At 65.6% G+C, this 21,291-nt stretch carries 17 protein-coding genes; 3 read left to right on the forward strand and 14 right to left on the reverse strand.

Annotated elements, in window-relative coordinates; translation table 11 throughout:
- Positions 1-82 precede the first annotated feature (82 nt).
- The 6 genes from AC1DW2_RS19415 to pcaF form a co-directional block, all read right to left on the reverse strand.
- The gene (locus tag AC1DW2_RS19415; RefSeq protein ID WP_477006978.1) at positions 83-1,171 is read right to left on the reverse strand and encodes a phosphotransferase; all 1,089 of its coding nucleotides are present in this window, start codon (positions 1,169-1,171) and stop codon (positions 83-85) included.
- Positions 1,172-1,219: 48 nt separating this feature from the next.
- Entirely contained in the window at positions 1,220-2,911 is a 1,692-nt protein-coding gene (locus AC1DW2_RS19420; protein ID WP_477006967.1) for a methyl-accepting chemotaxis protein, read from the reverse strand.
- A gap of 264 nt (positions 2,912-3,175) precedes the next feature.
- Entirely contained in the window at positions 3,176-3,766 is a 591-nt protein-coding gene (gene pcaG / locus AC1DW2_RS19425; RefSeq protein WP_477006968.1) for a protocatechuate 3,4-dioxygenase subunit alpha, read from the reverse strand.
- Entirely contained in the window at positions 3,767-4,468 is a 702-nt protein-coding gene (pcaH, locus tag AC1DW2_RS19430) for a protocatechuate 3,4-dioxygenase subunit beta (protein ID WP_208083641.1), read from the reverse strand.
- Between the two features lie 118 nt (positions 4,469-4,586).
- Positions 4,587-5,480 carry a dioxygenase family protein gene (locus AC1DW2_RS19435; protein ID WP_477006969.1) on the reverse strand — a complete coding sequence of 298 codons (894 nt, stop codon included), beginning with the start codon at positions 5,478-5,480 and terminating at the stop codon, positions 4,587-4,589.
- Positions 5,481-5,579: 99 nt separating this feature from the next.
- Positions 5,580-6,788, reverse strand: a complete 1,209-nt coding sequence (gene pcaF, locus AC1DW2_RS19440) for a 3-oxoadipyl-CoA thiolase (protein ID WP_477006970.1) — start codon at positions 6,786-6,788, stop codon at positions 5,580-5,582.
- 216 nt (positions 6,789-7,004) lie between these two features.
- On the opposite strand from pcaF, the gene mutS reads away from it, so the two are divergent.
- Positions 7,005-9,743 (forward strand): DNA mismatch repair protein MutS, encoded by a 2,739-nt coding sequence (gene mutS, locus AC1DW2_RS19445; protein WP_477006971.1) that lies wholly within the window; start codon positions 7,005-7,007, stop codon positions 9,741-9,743.
- Between the two features lie 123 nt (positions 9,744-9,866).
- Here mutS and AC1DW2_RS19450 read toward each other — a convergent pair whose 3' ends face one another.
- The 7 genes from AC1DW2_RS19450 to AC1DW2_RS19480 all read right to left on the reverse strand — a co-directional run bounded on the left by AC1DW2_RS19450 (position 9,867) and on the right by AC1DW2_RS19480 (position 17,174).
- A complete protein-coding gene (locus tag AC1DW2_RS19450) occupies positions 9,867-11,543 on the reverse strand; it encodes a methyl-accepting chemotaxis protein (RefSeq protein WP_477006972.1) in 1,677 nt (558 codons plus the stop codon).
- Between the two features lie 437 nt (positions 11,544-11,980).
- The gene (locus AC1DW2_RS19455) at positions 11,981-12,694 is read right to left on the reverse strand and encodes a hypothetical protein (protein WP_063980039.1); all 714 of its coding nucleotides are present in this window, start codon (positions 12,692-12,694) and stop codon (positions 11,981-11,983) included.
- Positions 12,695-12,798: 104 nt separating this feature from the next.
- Complete coding sequence (locus AC1DW2_RS19460; RefSeq protein WP_063980040.1) at positions 12,799-13,614, reverse strand: hypothetical protein; 816 nt, start codon at positions 13,612-13,614, stop codon at positions 12,799-12,801.
- Positions 13,615-13,791: 177 nt separating this feature from the next.
- Positions 13,792-14,301, reverse strand: a complete 510-nt coding sequence (locus tag AC1DW2_RS19465; RefSeq protein ID WP_027514578.1) for an OsmC family protein — start codon at positions 14,299-14,301, stop codon at positions 13,792-13,794.
- 54 nt (positions 14,302-14,355) lie between these two features.
- Entirely contained in the window at positions 14,356-15,141 is a 786-nt protein-coding gene (locus AC1DW2_RS19470) for an ABC transporter ATP-binding protein (RefSeq protein WP_477006973.1), read from the reverse strand.
- Positions 15,142-15,145: 4 nt separating this feature from the next.
- Positions 15,146-15,991, reverse strand: a complete 846-nt coding sequence (locus tag AC1DW2_RS19475; RefSeq protein WP_085404060.1) for an ABC transporter permease — start codon at positions 15,989-15,991, stop codon at positions 15,146-15,148.
- Positions 15,992-16,202: 211 nt separating this feature from the next.
- Positions 16,203-17,174: an aliphatic sulfonate ABC transporter substrate-binding protein gene (locus AC1DW2_RS19480; protein WP_477006974.1), complete on the reverse strand. Its 972-nt coding sequence runs from the start codon at positions 17,172-17,174 to the stop codon at positions 16,203-16,205.
- Positions 17,175-17,362: 188 nt separating this feature from the next.
- Between AC1DW2_RS19480 and AC1DW2_RS19485 the strand changes: the two genes are divergently transcribed.
- On the forward strand, positions 17,363-20,152 hold the full coding sequence (locus AC1DW2_RS19485) for a [protein-PII] uridylyltransferase (protein ID WP_071909009.1): 2,790 nt from the start codon (positions 17,363-17,365) through the stop codon (positions 20,150-20,152).
- Positions 20,153-20,160: 8 nt separating this feature from the next.
- On the opposite strand, the gene AC1DW2_RS19490 is transcribed toward AC1DW2_RS19485, so the two are convergent.
- A complete protein-coding gene (locus AC1DW2_RS19490) occupies positions 20,161-20,691 on the reverse strand; it encodes a methylated-DNA--[protein]-cysteine S-methyltransferase (RefSeq protein ID WP_085404061.1) in 531 nt (176 codons plus the stop codon).
- 97 nt (positions 20,692-20,788) lie between these two features.
- Here AC1DW2_RS19490 and AC1DW2_RS19495 point away from each other — a divergent pair, with 97 nt between their 5' ends.
- Positions 20,789-21,145: a DUF1304 domain-containing protein gene (locus tag AC1DW2_RS19495; protein ID WP_187388035.1), complete on the forward strand. Its 357-nt coding sequence runs from the start codon at positions 20,789-20,791 to the stop codon at positions 21,143-21,145.
- The last annotated feature ends 146 nt before the right edge of the window (positions 21,146-21,291 follow it).

Consider the following 21,291-nt stretch of genomic DNA (forward strand, 5'->3'; position numbering starts at 1 on the left):
TCTCCGAATCCCACAACCGTCTCTGGAATACTGGGTCGCCCGGTCAAGCCGGGCAACGACAGCGAACAGGTGGCACGAGCTTCTACAACAACTCCTCGCAGCCCAAATCGTCCACCGCCATCATCACCCGCTCCAGATTATTCCACCAGATCAACGGCGGGATGTTGATGCTCCACTGCCAGACCGGCTTGGTGATGTGCCAGAGCACGGACCAACGGTAGTCGCGATCGAGCGCACCTCGCGTGTAGCCCGTGATGCCGCTTTCGATCAGCGTGTCATGATAGAAATTGAGCAGCGAGCGTTCGAGCGCCTGCCGTCGCTCCGGGTACCATTGCATCGCCATCATGTAGGCGAGATCGTTGGTCGGGACGTCGATGCCCCATAGGTCGAAGTCGAAGATGCGCGCGGTATCGGCGACACCGGTGCGGGGCAGCAGGAAATTCCAGCTATGGGCATCACCATGGGTGATGCTGAGATGACGGCGCGAATGATAGCGCTCGGATAGCCGGGCCGACTGATCGATGAGGCGACGGTAGATGAGGCGTCGCTCCTCGCTGAGACGGTCACCGAGCAAATCGGCAAAGCGGTCGTAATGACCCGCGAACGCCTCCATGTGCTGCGTGCTGTCTGCGGTGCTCGCCCAGCTGCCGACGGTCTCGCCGAGATCGGGATGGTCCCACCAGGCCGCATGCCAGCGCGCCAGCGTCGTGACGATCGCGATCGCCTGCTCGCGTGACGGCGGCAGCGGCCATTGCGTTGCGACCTCGTGGCTGTCGGTGAGATCCTCGAGCAGCAGGTGCCAGGCGAGGCTTTCTTCGTCGAAATGCGCGTCGAAGCAGCGCGGCACCAATCCCAGCGGCATCTTCGGCGCAGGCTGCGTGTAGTACGCCACCTCGTGCCGGCCGGCATTGGCGAGCGTCTGCGCAAACGCGGAATTGGCGGTCTTCAGGATCAGCGATTGCGGCGCACCGGCGGATTCCCCGACATAGCGCAGGCCGAGGCGGACGATGTGTGACACGACGGTGTCACGCTGATGCAGCACCTTCACCTCGCGCACGGCGCCAGCGTCCAGCACGCCACCCCTGCGCAGCGCAGCCGTCAGTTGGGCGGGCTCAACGACCGCCGGCAGTTGTGGAGGTGTCATGACCACGATGCCCCTGTCCCGCGCAATACTGCACGATCACAACCCCACGCACCAGCCGCAGACCCGGCGCCCGGCTCAAGCCGCTGCGGTCGAGTCGCGCACGGTCCGGACGACGACCGACCGCAGCGATTCCAGGTTGGCCGCCATGCCCGCGATCGCCTGCCTCACCTCCGTGGCGCGCTCGTCCACCGAGGCGGCGTCGCGGCTGACATTGGCGATCTTGGCCGAGACCTCCTTCGCAGCGGATGCCGATTCGGAAATCGACCGCGCGATCTCCCGCGTCGCGGAGTCCTGCTCTTCCATCGCCGCCGCGACCGACGTCGCCACGCCGTCGATCTCGACGATGTGGCCTCCCATCGTCTCGACGGCATCGACTGCGGCCTGCGTCGAGGCCTGCACCTCGGCGATCAGGCGCCCGATCTCTTCGGTGGATTTGGCGGTCTGGTCGGACAGCGATTTCACTTCGGCCGCAACCACCGCAAAGCCGCGGCCGGCTTCGCCGGCCCGCGCGGCCTCGATCGTGGCATTGAGCGCCAGGAGGTTGGTCTGGCCGGCGATGCCGCCAATGAGGTCGGAGACCTCCGCAATCTTCTTCACCGCGCCCGCCAGCGCCTGGATGGTCGAACGCGCCTGCTCGCGGCCCGCGACCGCCGATTTCGTGACAGTGCTGGTCCGCGCCACCTGCGTTGCGATGTCCCGGATCGAGGCGCTCAGTTCTTCGGCCGCGGCCGAGACGGTCTGCGAGCTGCCCAGCGCCTGGGTGGACGCCGAGGCCACCGCCTGCGACTCCGCAGACAGCGACCGGGCGATCTCGGACAGGCTGGAGGCGGCCCGTTCGACACCCTGGCTCGCCACGCTCGCGGAATCGACCGAGCGGCCGGTCTCGCGCTCGACGGTCTCGGCCATCTGGTGCAGGGCACCGCGCTTGGCCGTCGCGGCCTCCTGCTCCTTCCGCAACTGCTCCTCGCGCAGCCGCGAATTCTCGATCGCCCCCTGCTTGAACACCTGGAGCGCCCCCGCCATCGAGCCGACCTCGTCCTGGCGGTGCGCGAAGGGGATGTCGGCGGCGAGGTCGCCGGTCGCGAGCTTCTGCATCGTGTCCGTCATGCGCACGATCGGGCGCACCACGCCAAACGCGACGCCGAGCAGGCCGGCGGCAATGAAGGCCAGGACGGCTGCGGAGACGCCGAGGAGAATGTAGAGGATCGAGCTGTCGCGCTCGGCCGCCAGCTTCTCCATGTCGGCATTCTGCTTGTTGGCGCTCTCGACGATGCTGTCGATGACGGCGCGGTGCGCGGTATAGGCGTCCTTGAGCTGCGCATAGGCGCGTTCGGCGCCGGCCACGTCCTTGGCTTTGAGGGCCGGCAGGAGCTGGTCGGACAAAAGCTTCCAGAACTTCTGCACCTCGGCGTCGGATTTCGACACCAGCGCCGTCTTCAGATCGGTGGAGAGGCTGGAGGTGGTCCAGAATGCCTTGCGCTCATCGTAATCCTTGCGGAGCTGGACCAGGCGTTCGCCATGGGCCGACAGCTGGTCCGGCTCGCGCATAGCGAGCGTGGCCTCGAGATAGGCTTCGATCACATATTCGGGCGGCGGCAGGATGTCCGCGATGAGGTCGTTGCCGAGCTTGATGTCGGAATAAAGCGGACCGCCGACCTTGAGCTCGCGCAGGGCGTAAAGGCTGGTCGAGACGACGGCAGTAAAGCCGATGGCGAGCACGATCCCGAATGCAATGACCGCAGAAGAAAGCGAGAGACGAATTTTCATGGAACAATCCAATGGCGCAGGTCGAAATCCGAACGGACCCTAAACAACTGCGGTAAACACGGGATTGCTTCGCGCGGAAATTGTATCCCGCGGGCACCGGAAAATTACGAAAAGAGGACGTCAGTCGGTCGTTTTTGAGTCAGCGAGACCGACTCGGGGCACGAACAGAAACGTCTCAGGCCCGATGAAACGCAGCAACCAGCTCAGTTGCGCTGGATGAGAAACGCGCGGCGGCTGTCGATATCGCCGCCACGCGTTGCTGCCTCACATGTCGAAGAAGACCGTCTCGTCGTCGCCCTGAAGCCGCAGGTCGAGCCGATAGACCGCCTTCCCCGCCTCGCGCGTCGCGATCAGCGTCGCGCGGCGATCGGCCGGCACCAGTCCCAGCACGGGATCGGCGGCATTGCCGGCCTCGTCGCTGAAATAGATACGGGTGTAGAGATGCCGCAGCATGCCGCGGCCGAACACCGCAAGCACGATGTGCGGCGCCTGTGGCTTGCCGTCGGGATCGGGCACCGCGCCCGGCTTGATGGTGTCGAAGGAGTAATTGCCGTCCTTGTCGGTGCCGCAGCGGGCAAAGCCGCGGAAGCTGGCATTGGGCAACGCGCGCTTGTCCTGGGGGTCGGCGAAGCGGCCCTGCGCATCCGCCTGCCAGATCTCCAGCATGACGTCGGGCACCACGACGCCGTCGCCGTCGAACACGCGGCCTTCGATGCGGAGGCGATCGCCGGTGACGTCGGGCGTCAGCGTCGAGTTGGTGAACGCGTCGTTCCAGGCGTATTCGCCGGTCGGCGTCAGGCCGTATTTGAAGAACGGACCGACGGTCTGCGATGGGGTAATACCGTTGTCCTGCACTTAAGTGTTCTCCATTGGCGTGGCGTTCTTGCCGCGCAGCACGATGTCAAAGCGGTAGCACAGCGCCCATTCGGGCTGCGTGTTCTCGAGGTCGAATGACGACACCATCCGCGCCCGCGCCTTCTCGTCCGGCACCGAGTTGAAGATCGGGTCGAACGGGAACAGCGGGTCAGCAGGGAAATACATCTGCGTCACGAGGCGCGTGACGAACGAATGGCCGAACACCGACAGATGGATATGCGCGGGACGCCAGGCGTTGTGGTGATTGCCCCAGGGATAGGCGCCAGGCTTGATGGTCACGAAACGGTAGTAGCCATCGGCATCGCTCACGGTGCGGCCCGCGCCGGTGAAGTTCGGATCGAGCGGCGCCGGGTGCTGGTCGCGGACGTGGACGTAGCGGCCGCAGGAATTGGCCTGCCAGATCTCGACCAGCGAGTTCGGCACGCCGCGGCCGTCCTCGTCGCGCACATGGCCATGCACGATGATGCGCTCACCGATCGGCTCGCCGGTATGCTGGGTGGTGAGATCGGCATCGCCCTCGCGCACGGTCTCGTGGCCGTAGACCGGGCCGGTCAATTCCGACAGCGTGTGCCGCATCGGGATCAAGGGCTTGTTCGGCGCGCGCTTGATCGAGCTCTTGTATTCGGGCGACAGCGGCAGCGGATGCGCCTTGTTGCTGTCGACGGGATAGATGAATGTCATTGGCGAACTCCTCCCCGGCCATTTTGCTCCGGCCGGTCAACGCTTCCCCCGATCATTATAGAACATAACTAATCTAGGGAAGCGGGTTTGGCAGGTGTCCTGCGCCGCCAGGACCACGCTATTTGATCGGCGGACGCGGCAGCACGGCCTCACCGGCCTCCAGCCGGTAGGTGTGGTCGAGCGAATACCAGGGGGTCGGGACGTCTCGTGCGGTCGGATGCGGCGTGTCGTGGCGCTGGAACTTGCCGATCAGTGCCTGCGTCACCCCGAACTGCACGTCGCTGTCGATATGCGGGTCGGCGGGGTCGTAGACCTGCGAGATCAGCACCTTGAATCCGGGCTTGAAGATCAGGGCGTGCAGATGCGCGGGCCGATAGGGATGCCGGCTCTGCGCCTCCAGGAGGCGGCCGACCACGCCGTCGGTTGGAATGGGGTAGCCGACCATCATCACCGAGCGGAAGGCGAAGCGTCCGTCCTGGTCGGTCGTGAACTTGCCGCGCAGGTTCATGTCGGCCTGATCAGGGTCCTGGTTCTCGTAGAGACCGACCGGCGAGGCGTGCCAGACATCGACCTCCGCACCCGTGACGGGACGGCCGTCTTTGTCGACGACGCGGCCGCTGACGAACAGCGGCGCGCCGGGCGTCTCCGAGCGGACGATCGAGCCGCCATTCTCGACCCGCGGCGAGTTCAGCCGCCAGAACGGGCCGAGCAGCGACTGATCGGTTTCGGTATTGCCCTGATCGCCGTTGTTGAGCAGGCACACCAGCGGCGAGACGCCGAGCGAGCCCGCCATCAGCACGACTTCGTTGTGCGTGTCGGTCGTGAGCTTGCCGAGCTCGGCCACGATCGCGGTCGCGTCCCGGAATTCCTTCTCGGTCAGGCGGACATCGCGGACGAAGGCGTGCAGATGCTTGACCAGGGAGACCATGATCTGGCGCAGCCGCGGATCGGACGTCCGCTCCATCACCGCCAGTGCAGCGGCCGTGACGTCCTGCTCGCGCTCGATGATCATGCTCGTCTCCGGATTACCCGTCATTCCGGGCGCGAGTGAAACGAACGAGCCCGGAATCTTCGCCTCTCCCCGCAAGCGGGGAGAGGGAGAGGAGAAAGCTCAGTTCAGCTTCTCGATCGCGACGGCAACACCCTGGCCGACGCCGACGCACATCGTGGCCAGCGCCAGCTTGCCGCCGCGCTTTTCCATGCCGTGGACGGCGGTGAGCGCGAGGCGCGCGCCGCTCATGCCGAGGGGATGGCCGAGCGCGATGGCGCCGCCGTGCGGATTGACGAAATCGGCATCGTCGGCAACGCCGAGCTGGCGCATGCAGGCGATGCCTTGCGAGGCGAAGGCCTCGTTGAGCTCGATCAGGTCGAAATCGCTGATCTTCTTGCCGAGGCGCTCCATCAGCTTGCGGGTCGCCGGCACCGGGCCGATGCCCATGATGCGCGGCGGCACGCCGGCCGAGGCGAGGCCGAGGATGCGGGCGCGCGGCGTGAGGCCATGCTTCTTCACGGCGGCTTCAGAGGCCAGGATCATCGCGGCCGCGCCGTCATTGACGCCGGAGGCGTTGCCGGCGGTCACGGTGCCGGGATTGCGCACGATCGGCTTCAATTTTGCCAAGCCTTCCAGCGTCGTCTCGGGGCGCGGATGCTCGTCCTTGTCGACCGTAATCGGGCCGGCCTTGCCGCCGGGGATGGTGATCGGCGTGATTTCCTCGGCGAAATAGCCCGCCGCGATCGCCGCGCCCGCGCGCTGCTGCGAGCGGATGGCGAAGGCATCCTGGTCGGCGCGCGAGACCTGGAATTCCTCGGCGACGTTCTCGCCGGTCTGCGGCATGGCGTCGACGCCATACTGCGCCTTCAACAGCGGATTGATGAAACGCCAGCCGATGGTGGTGTCGAAGATTTCGGCGGAGCGCGAGAAGGCTTCCTGCGCCTTGCCCATCACGAATGGTGCGCGGGTCATGGATTCGACGCCGCCCGCGATCGCAAGCTCGATCTCGCCGGAACGGATAGCGCGGCCGGCCGCGCCGACCGCGTCCAGTCCGGAGGCACAGAGCCGGTTCAGGGTCTGGCCGGGAACCGAATCCGGCAGGCCCGCAAGCAGCAGCGCCATGCGCGCGACGTTGCGGTTGTCCTCGCCGGCCTGGTTGGCGCAGCCGAAGAAGACTTCATCGACCTGTGCCCAATCGAGATTGGGATGCTTGGCCATCAGCGCCTTGATCGGGGCCGCCGCGAGGTCGTCGGCGCGCACCTTGGCGAGCGAGCCGCCGAAACGGCCGATCGGGGTCCGCACGGCATCGCAGATAAAGACATCACGCATCGTTGTTCTCCCTGAATGCCGCGGTCCGGCCCAAATTCTTCAATGTCCGCGGAGTTTTAGGAGGGCGCCCGCGGCAGGTCAATTGACGGTTTCTTGCTTGTTCCGAGGGGGGCGCACTCTGCCAACGCATGCCGTGGTGCGGACAACGTGGAAAACCTCCCCTCGCCGGCCAAACCGGTAGGAGCAGGAGGCGAAATTTTGTAGGTTGCGCCGCCCATGACAATGCAACAGCCGATACCTGTGCCGCCCCCTGACGAAGCGCCCACGCCGCCGGCGGAAGCCATCGCGCGCGTCACGCCGATGATGGAACAGTACCTTGAAATCAAGGCGGCTCATCAGGGCCTGCTGCTGTTCTACCGGATGGGCGACTTCTACGAGCTGTTCTTCGAGGACGCCGAGATCGCCTCGAAGACGCTCGGCATCGTCTTGACCAAGCGCGGCAAGCATCAGGGCGCCGACATCCCGATGTGCGGCGTGCCGGTCGAGCGTTCCGAGGACTATCTGCATCGCCTGATCAGCGCCGGCCACCGGGTCGCCGTGTGCGAGCAGACCGAGGATCCCGCCGCCGCCAAAGCGCGCGGCAACAAGAGCGTGGTGCGCCGTGGCGTGGTGCGGTTGGTCACGCCGGGCACGCTGACCGAGGACACGCTGTTAGACGCGCGCGCCAACAATTATCTGCTGGCGATCGCGCGCGCCCGCGCCTCCGGTGGCGGCGACCGCTTTGGGCTCGCCTGGATCGACATCTCGACCGCCGAATTCACGGTGATGGAATGCTCTAGCGGCGAGCTCGCCGCGACGCTGGCACGCATCAATCCGAACGAGGCGATCGTCACCGACGCGCTCTACAATGACAGCGAGCTTGGACAGACCTTGCGCGAGCTGCCGGCGGTGACGCCGCTGACCCGCGACGTCTTCGATGGCGCCACCGCCGAGAAGCGGCTGTGCGATTATTTCGCCGTCGCGACCATGGACGGGCTCGCGCAGCTCACGCGGCTCGAAGCGACCGCCGCAGCCGCCGCCGTCACCTATGTCGACCGCACCCAGGTCGGCAAGCATCCGCCGTTGTCGCCACCCGCGCGCGAGGCCTCGGGCGCGACCATGGCGATCGATCCGGCCACCCGCGCCAATCTCGAACTGACGCGAACGCTCGCGGGCGAACGCCGCGGCTCGCTGCTCGACGCCATAGACTGCACGGTGACCTCGGCCGGCTCGCGCCTGCTGGCGCAGCGGCTGGCCGCGCCGCTGACGGACGCGCCCGCAATCGCGCGGCGGCTCGATGCCGTGAGCGCCTTCGTTGCGGACTCCGCTGCGCGTGAAGACATCCGCAGCATCCTGCGCGGCGCGCCCGACATGTCGCGGGCGCTGGCCCGCCTCTCGGTCGGCCGCGGCGGACCGCGCGACCTCGCCGGCCTGCGCGACGGCATCATCGCCGCCGACCAGGTGCTGATGCGGCTTTCCGAGCTCGACCAGCCGCCGCAGGAGATCGCCGTGGTGATGGCGGCCTTGCAGCGTCCGTCGCGCGAGCTCGCATCCGAGTTTGCCCGCGCCCTCGACGAGCAGCTGCCGCTGATCAAGCGCGACGGCGGCTTCGTACGCCAAGGCTACGAGCCCGCGCTCGACGAAACGCGAAGCCTGCGCGACGCCTCGCGCCTGGTGGTGGCCTCGATGCAGGCGCGCTACGCCGATCATACCGGCGTGAAGGGCCTCAAGATCCGGCACAACAACGTGCTCGGCTATTTCGTCGAGGTCACCGCGCAGCACGGCGACAAGCTGATGTCGGCGCCGCTGAATGCGACCTTCATCCATCGCCAGACGCTGGCCGGACAGGTGCGCTTCACCACCTCGGAGCTCGGCGAGATCGAGGCCAAGATCGCCAATGCCGGCGACCGCGCGCTCGGGCTCGAGCTCGAGATCTTCGAGCGGCTGTCCGCAAAGGCGCTTGATATCAGCGACGATCTGCGCGCCGCCGCCCACGCCTTCGCGCTGCTCGACGTCGCGACCTCGCTGGCCAAGCTCGCGGTCGACGACAATTATGTGCGGCCGGACGTGGATGGCTCCCTCGGCTTCGCGATCGAAGCCGGCCGCCATCCCGTCGTGGAACAGGCGCTCAAGCGCAATGGCGAGCCGTTCATTGCCAATGCCTGCGATCTCTCGCCAACACCGGCGCAAAAATCCGGCCAGCTCTGGCTGCTCACTGGTCCCAACATGGCCGGTAAATCGACTTTCCTGCGCCAGAACGCGCTGATCGCGCTGCTGGCGCAGATCGGCAGCTTCGTGCCGGCCACGCGCGCGCGGATCGGCATCATCGACCGCCTGTTCTCGCGCGTCGGCGCCGCCGACGACCTCGCGCGCGGCCGCTCCACCTTCATGGTGGAGATGGTCGAGACCGCAGCGATCCTGAACCAGGCCGGCGAGCGCGCGCTCGTGATCCTCGACGAGATCGGCCGCGGCACCGCGACGTTCGACGGCCTCTCCATCGCCTGGGCCGCGATCGAGCATCTGCACGAGAGCAACCGCTGCCGCACGCTGTTCGCGACGCATTATCACGAGCTGACGGCGCTCTCGGCAAAACTGCCGCGGATGTTCAACGCGACGGTGCGGGTGAAGGAATGGCAGGGCAATGTCGTGTTCCTGCACGAGGTGCTGCCGGGCTCGGCCGACCGCTCCTACGGCATCCAGGTCGCCAAGCTCGCCGGCCTGCCGCCGGCGGTGATCACGCGCGCCAAATCGGTGCTGGCAAAACTCGAGGCCCAAGACCGCGGCCAGACCGCCCGCGCCCTCGCCGACGATCTGCCGCTGTTCGCGGTGCCCTCGCGCGCCGCCGCCGAAGCCGCACCGCCGACCGAGGCCGAGCTATTGATGGACGCCGTGAAGGCCCTCCACCCGGACGAGATGTCCCCGCGCGAGGCGCTGGATGCGCTCTATGCGTTGAAGGCCAAGCTGCCGAAGCAGTGACGGTGCCGTAGGGTGGGCAAAGCGCAGCGTGCCCACCATTCAACGACCAATTCGCGGAAAGATGGTGGGCACGGCGCGCGAAGAGCGCGCCTTTGCCCACCCTACGACTTCTGCGCGCTTGGCTTACGCCCTTGCCGCCATCGCAGCAGCTTCCGCGGCGGCGCGCTGCATGCTGGTCGACATCTCGTTCGTGACCGTGCTCTGCTCCTCGACGGCGGCGGCTGTCGAGGTGACGTATTCGCTGACGTTGTTGATGGCCTGCTTGATCGAGCCGAGCGCGCTGACGACGTCCCCGGAGATGCCGTTGAGGCTGCCGATCTCCTGGCCGATCTTGTCGGTCGCCTGTCTCGCCTGATTGGCGAGGCTCTTCACCTCGGAAGCGACCACCGCGAAGCCGCGGCCAGCCTCGCCGGCGCGCGCCGATTCGATCGTGGCGTTGAGCGCGAGCAGGTTGATCTGGCTGGTAATGCTGTTGATCATCTCGATGATGCCGCTCATCGCCTTCGCCGCTTCGGTCAGCCGCTGCGCCTGCGCGTCGGCAGAGGCAACCTGCTCCACCGCGCTCATCGCGGTCTCGCGGGACTTGGTCATCGCTTCGGAGATCTCGCGCACCGACGCGTTCAGCTCCTCCGAGCCTGCGGCGACCGATTCCATCATGCCGCGGACGCGCTCATTGCCCATGCGGACCAGCACCTGCCGCGTGGTGTCAGTGGCGTATTTCACGACCTTGAACGGCTTGCCGTTGAGATCGAGGATCGGGTTGTAGGAGGCCTGGATGTAGACCTCCTTGCCGCCCTTGCCGATGCGCTTGTATTCAGCCGCCTGGTACTGGCCGCGATTGAGCGTTGCCCAGAACTCGCGATAGACAGCGCCGTCGCGCTCCGACGGCTCGACGAACATGCTGTGATGCTTGCCCTTGATCTCGGCCAGCGAATAGCCGAGCGTGCCGAGAAAATTGGCATTGGCGGTGATGATCGTGCCGTCCATGTTGAATTCGATCACGGCCTGCGCCTTGTCGATCGCCGATATCTGACCAGCGAGGTCGGCGTTCTTCAGCTTCTCCGCGGTGACGTCGGTCGCAAATTTGGCAACGCCGAACGGCTTGCCGTTCTCGTCGAGCAGCGGGTTATAAGAGGCGAGGATCCAGACCTCGCGGCCGCCCTTGCCGATACGCTTGTATTCGCCCGCCTGGTATTCACCGCGGTTGAGCCTGGCCCAGAATTCGCGATAGGCCGCGCTGTCGCGCTCAGCGGGGGCTACGAACAGGCTGTGATGCTTGCCCTCGATCTCGGCCAGCGAATAGCCGAGCGCCTGGCAGAAATTCTGGTTCGCAGTCACGATAGTGCCGTCGAGCTTGAACTCGATGACGGCCTGGGCGCGGCCGATGGCGGACACCTTGGAGGCTTCCGTCATGGCATTGATCTTCTTCGCGGTGATATCGGTCGCGATCTTCACGACCTTGACTGGCTTGCCGTCGCCGTCAAGCACGGGATTATACGACGCCTCGATCCAGATCTCGCGACCGCCCTTTGCAATCCGCTTGAACTCCGCGGCCTGGAACTCGCCGCTCTTCAACGCGGACCAGAACGCCTTGTACGCCGCGCCGCCTCGCTGATCGGCGGGCACGAACATGGAGTGATGCTTTCCCTTGATCTCCTCCAGCCCATAGCCCAGGGCCTTCAGGAAATTCTCGTTCGCGGTGAGGATGGTGCCATCCAGTGCAAATTCGATCGTCGCCTGCGAACGGCCGATGGCGTCGAGCTGTGCCTGGGCATTTCCATGGGGATTACGACCAAACATCAAAACATCTCCAGAATGGATCGCATGGTGCCGCAGCGCAACGCGCCTCGAAGACAGGCGAGCGGACGCCCTCGGACAGACCGAGCGTTGGAATATGACTAGCTGTGAACTATGTGGGTCCGTTCACGCGTACAGAGAACCCGCCTTGATGCCCATGTCCGCCCAAACGCGGAAACGACAACCGACGAGTAGCTTTACGGGGAATGCACCAAATTTAGATTAATGCACCTATCGGAATCGGGCAGCCCATCTCCGAAGAAATACGGAGTGATGGAACCGAAAATGGCCGGCGGAAGAAACGGCCGAAACGCGAATTAGCAACGATCGAATCGATACTTAGCGACGTCGCGACATGAACGGATCGCGGCCCCGCGCGCGCTTTTCCGCGCGTACCGTCCAGGATGCTGACCCATTAACGCAACGCCTTCCGGCGGCCGTCAGCGGCCCACCCTGGCAAACGGCTCGATCAGCTTCAAGGTGGCGGCGAGGCGGATGCTGCGCTTGCCGGCGAGCGCGATCGCTTCCATGTCGGCGCCCTTGTCATCGCAGTGGCCGGAGAAGCCGATGCCCACCTCATAGCCACCGAACAAGGGATGCTCGCTCTTTGCCAGCGTGTGTTCCTGATTGACGAATTCACCTTTCCAGCGACCGTTCGCCGAAGAATAGGCGCCGAGATAATAGAAGAAAGCATCGCCGCCGAGGATGCGGCCGTCGCGCAGCAACATCACGCCGGTATGGCCACCGGTAATTCCATCCAGCATCCGGATGTCGATCGAATAGAGTCCGCTGACGATGCCGCCCTCGCCGACCGCACCGGGCGGGGGAACGTCATCGTCGCCGAGCGGCGTCATCACGGCGCGAAACACCGAGGCGTCCTCGACCACTTCTCCCTCGAAGCGGTAGAGCTTGCCCTGCGGTCGACCGCGAATGCTGATTGTGACGGCGTCGGAACTGACCAGCGACCTGTGCTGCGGCGACCGGCTGTGGCGCTTCGTCCGGAGCCTGGCGACGATTTCGCCGTCCACAATCTCGTAGGTGCCGAAGTGCGCGAAGGCCGTGTTGCCGCCAAGCATTTTCCCGGCATGGGCGTACAGCACGCTGCGGCCGGAGCCGTCGTTGATATCGTATTCGACCTTGTACAATCCCTCCACCGCACGCCCCGATCTTGCTCTGTTGCCAGTTTAGCGGGTCTGCCAGCCCGGGTAACTAACTATCCTGACGCAGGGTTGAGGTCCCAAGCGTAGCGTATCTCGCCTTACGAAGCGCGGCGCGGCTGATGCATCGGCCTCTTCCGTCGTCCCATCCACCACAGCGTCAGGTTCCAGCCGATGCAGGTGGCGAGTGCGCAACTCAAGCCGATCGCCGAGCCGAACTGCGTGACGGCGACGTGCAGCACCGCAATAGCCAGACCGAAACCGAGCAGGCCCCAGGCGGAGTTGGCGAGCACGGCGGCGGTCGGCGGGCCGCCGATGCGCGGATGCAGGATCACCATCATGCTGGTGAACACAATCGGGTAGAGCGCGATGACGCCGCTCACCCGCGGGCCGACCCAGCCCGAGGTCGAGACCACGATCGCAACCAGCGTCGCGACCAGCGAGGCGCGGAATGGAATGTCGTACCAGCGACGCGTCACCAGCGGCATCTTCACATGGCGGTATCGTGCGAGCAGCGGAATGCAGATGCCGAAGGCGACCAGGTTGACGGCGAGCCCGGCGGTCAGGGTCCAGTCGAACAGGCGGATGATGGAGGCCAGCACGATCCACACCGCGACCGCGCTGCCGGCGCTCACCAGCAGATTGTTCCGCTGCGCCAGCACGACATAGGTGAGCCCAAGGACGATCGTCGCGGCGTTGACCGGAAGGCTCGATAGCGCGCCTTGCGCGATGAAGGCGGCGTCATGGTCGAGCGCGAGGAAGACGTAGGAAGGACCGGCCGAGATCGGCAAGGTCGCCACCAGTCCGCCGATCACCGGACCGGTGCGCTCGGCAATGAACGACGCGGACACGACGAACGCCGCGGCGATCGCCATGCGCAGGACGAGGAAGATGATGAAGTGGAGCTCGGGGGGCATTTTTTGCTTCTTACCCTGCCCTAGCGGGGGAGGGTCGGCTCGTACGGAGCGTAGCGAAATCAGAGACGGGGTGGGGTGACAGTCTCTCGACGGATACGGTGCCCGAGTGGAGAGATCACCCCACCCCGCTCGCGCTACGCGCGATCGACCCTCCCCCTCAAGGGGAGGGTCAGGAAGTCACATCCGCTGCATCGACACCGAAACCTTCGGGCCGTTCTTGATGGTCTGGTAGACCACGCAATAGCGCTCGGTGAGTTTGAGCAGCAGATCGAGCTTGTCCTGCGGCGCGTCGGTGTCGACCTCGAAGCGCAGGCGGATCTCGGCGAAGCCGACCGGGGTCTCCTTGTCGACGCCAAGCGTGCCGCGGAAATCGAGATCGCCCTCGGCATAGACGTTGCCGGTCTTCAGCGGGACCTCGATGGCGGTCGCGACCGATTTCAGCGTGACGCCGGCACATGCGACCAAGGCTTCCAGCAGCATGTCGCCGGAGCAAAGCTCGAGGCCGGAGCCGCCGGTGGCGGGATGCAGGCCCGCCATCGCGATGGCGCGGCCGGTCTCGACCTTGCAGGCGATGCCTTCGCTGTCGGTCGAGCCCTTGGCCTTCAGCGTGATCATCGCGGTCTTGGGATCGGTCTTGTAGCGTTCCTTGATCGGGGCCTGCATCTGGCGCAGTGCTGCGGCGTCCATCTTGTTCTCTCCCGGAAAAATCGTCCCTCGATGTACCGGCTCAGAGAGAAAATGTCACCACCACATGGCCTGACCGGGACCCTGGGTTGCGTCACGGTCGGGCACGTTGCGGTCAAGCGAACGGTCGAGTGACGTCAGCACACTTCGCTTGAAATTCTCGAACAGCGGCGAGTTGCGGTCGCGCGGACGGCCCAGATTGATCTCGATCTGGTCGAACAGCCGGCCCGGCCGCGGCCGCATCACCAAAACGCGATCAGCCAGCACCACGGCCTCGTCGACGTCATGTGTGACGAGGATCAAGGTCGGCCGGGTGTCGGCCCAGAGGTCGAGCAGATGATCCTGGAGATCCCTGCGGGTGAAGGCGTCGAGCGCCGAGAACGGCTCGTCGAGCAGCAGCACTTCCGGCTGCGGCACCAGCGCACGCGCGATCGCGACGCGCTGCGCCTGCCCGCCCGAGAGCTCGCGCGGCCAGGCCTGCGCCTTATCAGTGAGCCCGACGCGGGCGAGCGCGCGCGCCACCTTCTCGCGCCGCTCAGTCGCGGGCAGGTCGGCAAGGCCGAAGCCGATATTGTCGGCGACGCTGAGCCAGGGCAAAAGCCGCGGCTCCTGGAAGATGATGCCGATCTTGGCGTGCGGCGAACTGATCGCCTCGCTGTCGAGCGTCACCGTGCCTGCGCTCGCGCGATCGAGGCCGGCGATGGCGCGCAGCAGCGTGGACTTGCCGCAGCCGGAGCCGCCGATGATGGCGACGATCTCGCCCTGTTTGATCTCGGCGGAAAAACGCGCCAGCGCCTGCACGCCGTTGGGATAGGTCTTGCTGACCCGGTCGAGCGCCAGCATCGCGTTACGCTCCCTTCGCGCGCCCGAAGGCGTCCTGCCAGCGCAGGAACGGCGCGGCCCCGACCTCGATCAGCCAGTCGGTGAGCTTGCCGAGAATGGCGAAGATGACGATCGCGGCCAAAATCTGCGCGGGCTTGCCGAGCTGCTGGCCGTCGAGCAGGAGATAGCCAAGGCCTTCGGAAGCGCCGATCAGCTCGGCCGCCACCACGAACATCCAGCCCAGACCAAGGCCGACACGCAAGGACACCACATAGGCCGGCAGCACCGCGGGCAGCAGGATGCGGCGGATCATGGCGAACCCGGAGAGGCGGAAGGTGCGACCGACCTCGACGATCTTGCGATCGACGGAAAGGATCGCGCCCATCACGCCGAGATAGACCGGGAAGAACACGCCGACCGCGATCAGCGCGATCTTGGAGGTCTCGAAGATGCCGAGCCAGAGAATGAACAACGGCACCCAGGCGAGTGAAGGGATCGCACGCAGCGCCTGCACGGTCGGATCGAGCAGCCGCCGCGCCAGCGACCAATAGCCGGAGATGGCGCCGAGCACAGTGCCCGCGATCACGCCGAAAGCGAAGCCGAGGCCGACCCGCCACAGCGTCGCGGCGATGTGGCGGACCAGCTCTCCGGACCGGGCGAGCTCGGTGATGGTCGCAAAGACGCGCGAGGGGGGCGGCACCAGACGGCCGTTGGACCAGCCGGACCACACCACCAGCTCCCAGCCGAGTGCGAGGATGAGCGGCAGCAGGATTCCAAGCAACGGCCGCGCATAACGCGACAGCCGCGAGGGCGCGGCGGCGCTCTCGGCGGGTTCCGATGTCTGTTGCAGCACTGGCGCGTCGGAGATCATGGCCGGTAGGAAGCGCGTCTGGTGCGATATTGCAAGGGCACCTCTTACCCTCCCCTGGAGGGGGAGGGTCGCTGGGCATGCAGCGAAGCGAAATGCACAGCGGGGTGGGGTGATCTCTCCACACGGACACCGCTTCCGTGGAGAGACCGTCACCCGACCCCGCTCGCGCTTCGCGCGATCGACCCTCCCCCTCCAGGGGAGGGTAAGACGATCAATTCGTCGGCAGCGGGACCTGGTCGTCGATCAGGGCATCCAGCGTCGCCTTCACATCGACCTTGGCGTCGACGACGCCGGCCTGCTGGAGCGCGAGGCCGGCGGCGAGGATCGACTCGCGCTGGGGTGCGCCGATGCGGCTGTGGGTGAGCTCGGTGCGCTCCTTGAGCTGCTTGTCGACGACGGCGTCCGGCAGCTTGGTCACGGCGATGAAGGTCTTCTTCAGGTCGTCGTAATTCGCCAGTGAATATTTGCGGGCCTCTTCATACACCGCGAGCACGCGGCGGGCGGCGTCAGGATAGTCCTTCAAGAACTGCTCGCGCACATTGAGGATGCCCCAGGTGTTGGCATCCGCCTTGCGATAGAACAGTTTTGCACCTTCCTCGACCTCGGCCTGCGCCATCATCGGATCGAGGCTGGCCCAGGCATCGACATCGCCGCGGATCAGCGCGGTCTTGCCGTCGGCGTGCTGGAGCAGCACCGGCGTGATGTCCTTTTCGGTGAGGCCTGCACCGAGCAGCGCGCGCACCAGGAAGATGTGCGGATCGGTGCCGCGCGTCACCGCGACGCGCTTGCCCTTGAGATCAGCAACGCTCGCGATCTTGGAATCCTTTGATGTCACCAGCGCCGTCCATTCGGGACGCGAATAGACGTAGATCGACTTGATGGGGTTCCCGTTGATCTTCGCCACCAGCGCCGCCGAGCCCGCGGTCGAGCCGAAATCGATCGAGCCGGCGTTGAGGAATTCGAGCGCCTTGTTGGAGCCGGCCGACTGCACCCAAATGATGCTGACACCGTCCTTGGCGAATTCCTTTTCCAGCAGCCCCTTCTGCTTCAGGACCATCGACACCGGATTGTAGGTCGCCCAGTCGATGCGGATTTCCTTGAGCGGATCCGCCGCCCGTGCCGCAGGGGTCATGGCGAGCGCAACAGCCCCCGCCAACAGAATGCGTCGTGTAATCCCGGTCATGCCCAGCCTCCTCAAAAACTTCATTGTTTTTCAATGAGTTATTTCTAGAGGTCAACGAGAAAATCGCTATCCCGAAAGCCCCTCGGCCGAGAACGATTTTGCCCGAGGCCGGCCTTTTCCAGCATGGAACGACTATTGCCAGAGAATGGCGGGTGACAGCGCCTGTCACCTCTTATATCCGGTGAGACATGGACAGCGTCGCGACTGAGCACAAGGCCGAGGTGGACGATCGCTTCGACACCGCGCGGATCACCGCCGCGGTCGATGCGCTCGCCGAGAAGCATCAGGGACGTGAGGACACGTTCCGCACGGCCATGGCGCAATTGCTCAAGGCCGAGCTGATCGCGGCGCGCGCCGCGGCGCAGGCGATCCTGCTGAAGGACCGTCACGGAAGGCGCTGCGCCGAGCGGCTGTGCCACGTGCAGGACGAAATCATCCGCATCCTGTATTCGGCCGCGACCCGGCATCTCTACCGCTCGCCGATCCCGAGCGGCGCTGAGCGCATGGCGGTGGTCGCAACCGGCGGCTATGGCCGCGGCCTGATGGCGCCGGAATCCGACATCGATCTCCTGTTCATCCTGCCCTACAAGCAGACCGCCTGGGGTGAACAGGTGGCTGAGGCCATTCTCTACTGTCTCTGGGACATGGGACTGAAGGTCGGGCACGCCACGCGCTCGGTCGACGAATCGATCCGGCAGGCGCGCGGCGACATGACCATCCGCACCGCGATCCTGGAAACGCGCTTTCTGACCGGCGACCAGCCGCTCTATGACGAACTGGTCGCGCGCTTCGACAAGGACGTGGTGCAGGGCACGGCGTCCGAATTCGTCACCGCAAAGCTCGCCGAGCGCGAGGAGCGCCACCGCCGCGGCGGCCAGTCGCGCTACCTGGTCGAGCCCAACGTCAAGGACGGCAAGGGCGCCTTGCGCGACCTGCACACGCTGTTCTGGATCGCCAAATACGTCTACCGCGTCCGTGATACCGACGAGCTGGTCGAGCGCGGCGTGTTCGACGCGCAGGAATACCGCACCTTCCGCCGCTGCGCCGACTTCCTCTGGTCGGTGCGCTGCAATCTGCACTTCTACTCCGGCCGTGCGGAGGAGCGCCTCTCCTTCGATCTCCAGCGCGAGATCGCGGTCCGGCTCGGCTACACCTCGCATCCCGGCATGCAGGACGTCGAGCGCTTCATGAAGCACTACTTCCTGGTCGCCAAGGAAGTGGGCAACCTCACCGCCATCCTCTGCGCCAAGCTCGAGGACCAGCAGGCCAAGCCCGCGCCGGTGCTGAGCCGGATGATGGCGCGGCTGCGCCCCGCCCCCGCGAAGCGCCGCGTCCCCGACAGCGACGACTTCCTCGTCGACAACAACCGCATCAACGTCGCCGCGCCCGACGTGTTCAAGCACGATCCGGTCAATTTGATCCGGATCTTCCGCCTGGCGCAGAAGAACAACCTCGCATTCCATCCGGACGCGATGCGCGACGTGACGCGCTCGCTCGGACTGATCAACGCGCAGCTGCGCGAGAACCCGGAAGCCAACCGGTTGTTCATGGAGATCCTGACCTCCGACAACGCCGAGATCGTGCTGCGTCGGATGAACGAGACCGGCGTGCTCGGCCATTTCATCCGCGCCTTCGGCAAGATCGTCTCGATGATGCAGTTCAACATGTATCATCACTACACCGTCGACGAGCATCTGATCCGGTGCGTCGGCTTCCTGCAGGACATCGAGCGCGGCGGCATCGAGGAGTTCACGCTCGCCAGCGATCTCTTCCGCAAGATCCGGCCCGAGCACCGTGCGGTGATCTACATCACGACGCTGCTGCACGACATCGCCAAGGGACGGCCGGAGGATCACTCGATCGCGGGCGCCAAGGTGGCGCGCCGGCTGTGCCCGCGGCTCGGCTTCAGCGCGGCCGACACCGAGCTCGTGGCCTGGCTGATCGAGGAGCATCTGACGATGTCCACGGTCGCGCAGTCGCGCGATCTCTCCGACCGCAAGACCATCGAGAACTTTGCTGCCGTGGTACAATCGGTCGAGCAGATGAAACTGCTCACGATCCTGACCACCGCCGACATCCGCGGCGTCGGCCCGGGCGTGTGGAACGGCTGGAAGGCGCAGCTGCTGCGCTCGCTCTACTATGAAACCGAACCGGTGCTGACCGGCGGCTTCTCGGAAGTCGACCGCGGCAAGCGCCTGACGGCCGCCTACGCCGAATTCCGCATGGCCTTCGCCGAATGGCCGGCGGACGAGCTCGATGCCTATATCGGCCGGCACTATCCCGCCTATTGGCTCAAGGTCGAGCTGCCGCGAAAGATCCGCCATGCCCGCTTCGTCCGCTCCAGCGAACAGGCCGGCCACAAGCTCGCGATCAATGTCGGCTTCGACGAGGTGCGCGGCGTCACCGAGCTGACGATCTTCGCCGCCGACCATCCCTGGCTGCTCTCGATCATCGCCGGCGCCTGCGCCTCGGCCGGCGCCAACATCGTCGACGCGCAGATCTACACCACGACCGACGGCCGCGCGCTCGACACGATCTCGATCTCCAGGGAATACGACCGCGACGAGGACGAGGGCCGGCGCGCCACGCGCATCGGCGAGATGATCGAGGACGTGCTGGAAGGCAAGCTGCGGCTGCCCGAAGTGGTGGCGCGGCGCACCGTGCGCAGCAAGGCGCGGCCTTTCACGATCGAGCCGGAAGTGACCATCAACAACCAATGGTCCGACCGCTACACGGTGATCGAGATGTCCGGCCTCGACCGCCCCGGCCTGCTCTACGAGCTGACCACCGCGATCTCGAAGCTCAACCTCAACATCGCCTCGGCCCATGTCGCGACCTTCGGCGAGCGCGCCCGCGACGTGTTCTACGTCACCGACCTCCTGGGCGCGCAGATCAACGCGCCGACGCGCCAGTCCGCAATCAAGAGCGCGCTGACCCACGTGATGGCCGGCGACAAGGCGGTGCAGCCGGCGGCGTGAGGAGAGAGCTAAATCTCTACCCCCTCATGCCGCAGCAGCCAGCGCTTCCGCTCGAGCCCGCCGCCATATTTCACCAGCGAGCCATCCGCGCCGATCAGGCGGTGACAGGGCAGCACCACGCTGATCGGGTTTGAGCCGTTGGCATGGCCGACGGCACGAATGGCTTTGGGCATATCGATCCTTGCGGCCATCGCGCCATAGCTCATCGTGGTACCGGCAGGAATTTGCGCGAGCGCGGTCCAGACCCTTTGCTGGAAAGGCGTGCCGGCGATGCGCCATGCGACGCCCGAGAGCTGGCCGAGATCGCCTTCGAAATAACCCGACAGCGCCGTCCGCATCTCCGTCGGCGCAGGCAGATCGCTCAGATCCACGGCGCCGTATTGCAGGCGCAACAGCTCGCGCATGCGGTGCTCGTAGTCTTCCCAGTCGAGCGCACGCAAGGCGCCCTCGGCATCGGTGACGAGCAGCGCGATCCCGATCGGCGTCGTCAGGCGATCGAGGCCGAATCGTTCAGGCGGTTTGGTTGATCGAGCGGGCATTGCGACACCAGGCCATCGAAACACGCCATCGCACTTGCCATGCCGGCCGTGCTAACGTCCACCCGAAAGCTGACGCTTTGGGGGGCTCAACTTGATTCTGATCACCAATGTCCTGGTGGCGCTGGTCGCCGCACTGCACGCCTACTTCCTGATCCTGGAGATGTTTCTCTGGGACAAGCCGCTTGGCTTGAAGACATTCCGCAATACGCCTGAAAAGGCCGAGATCACGAAGGTGCTGGCGGCCAACCAAGGGCTCTATAACGGCTTCCTCGCCGCCGGCCTGATCTGGGGCCTCGTCCACGGCAACCCGGCCTTCGCATTCCAGATCAAGGCATTCTTCCTGCTCTGCGTGATCGTGGCCGGCGCCTACGGCGCGGCGACCGTCAGCACCCGCATCCTGCTCGTGCAGGCGCTGCCGGCGGCGATCGCGCTGGTTGCGCTGTTTCTGACCTGATGCTCGTGACCTGAGACGCTACGGCGCAGCGTCGCGATCCTTGCGCGGCGCCGGACCTTCCTCCACACTCTCCGGCAGCGATGGCGACCGTTGCAATCAACGGGAAAAGACCGTCGACCGGAAATTCCGTCAGGAGGAACAACCAA

This window comes from Bradyrhizobium sp. P3_C3 (assembly GCF_056402655.1).

Bases quoted from the DNA above. Each gene is read 5' to 3' on its own strand.
- AC1DW2_RS19450 (WP_477006972.1), bottom strand. From the start codon at position 11,543: ATGTTTGGTCGTAATCCCCATGGAAATGCCCAGGCACAGCTCGACGCC.
- pcaF (WP_477006970.1), bottom strand. From the start codon at position 6,788: ATGCGTGATGTCTTTATCTGCGATGCCGTGCGGACCCCGATCGGCCGT.
- AC1DW2_RS19480 (WP_477006974.1), bottom strand. From the start codon at position 17,174: ATGACCGGGATTACACGACGCATTCTGTTGGCGGGGGCTGTTGCGCTC.
- pcaH (WP_208083641.1), bottom strand. From the start codon at position 4,468: ATGACATTCATCTATCCCGTCGACAGCAACAAGGCGCATCCGCTGCCG.
- AC1DW2_RS19470 (WP_477006973.1), bottom strand. From the start codon at position 15,141: ATGCTGGCGCTCGACCGGGTCAGCAAGACCTATCCCAACGGCGTGCAG.
- AC1DW2_RS19465 (WP_027514578.1), bottom strand. From the start codon at position 14,301: ATGGACGCCGCAGCACTGCGCCAGATGCAGGCCCCGATCAAGGAACGC.
- AC1DW2_RS19485 (WP_071909009.1), top strand. From the start codon at position 17,363: ATGGACAGCGTCGCGACTGAGCACAAGGCCGAGGTGGACGATCGCTTC.
- AC1DW2_RS19475 (WP_085404060.1), bottom strand. From the start codon at position 15,991: ATGATCTCCGACGCGCCAGTGCTGCAACAGACATCGGAACCCGCCGAG.
- AC1DW2_RS19490 (WP_085404061.1), bottom strand. From the start codon at position 20,691: ATGCCCGCTCGATCAACCAAACCGCCTGAACGATTCGGCCTCGATCGC.
- AC1DW2_RS19420 (WP_477006967.1), bottom strand. From the start codon at position 2,911: ATGAAAATTCGTCTCTCGCTTTCTTCTGCGGTCATTGCATTCGGGATC.
- AC1DW2_RS19460 (WP_063980040.1), bottom strand. From the start codon at position 13,614: ATGCCCCCCGAGCTCCACTTCATCATCTTCCTCGTCCTGCGCATGGCG.
- AC1DW2_RS19435 (WP_477006969.1), bottom strand. From the start codon at position 5,480: ATGATCATCGAGCGCGAGCAGGACGTCACGGCCGCTGCACTGGCGGTG.
- mutS (WP_477006971.1), top strand. From the start codon at position 7,005: ATGACAATGCAACAGCCGATACCTGTGCCGCCCCCTGACGAAGCGCCC.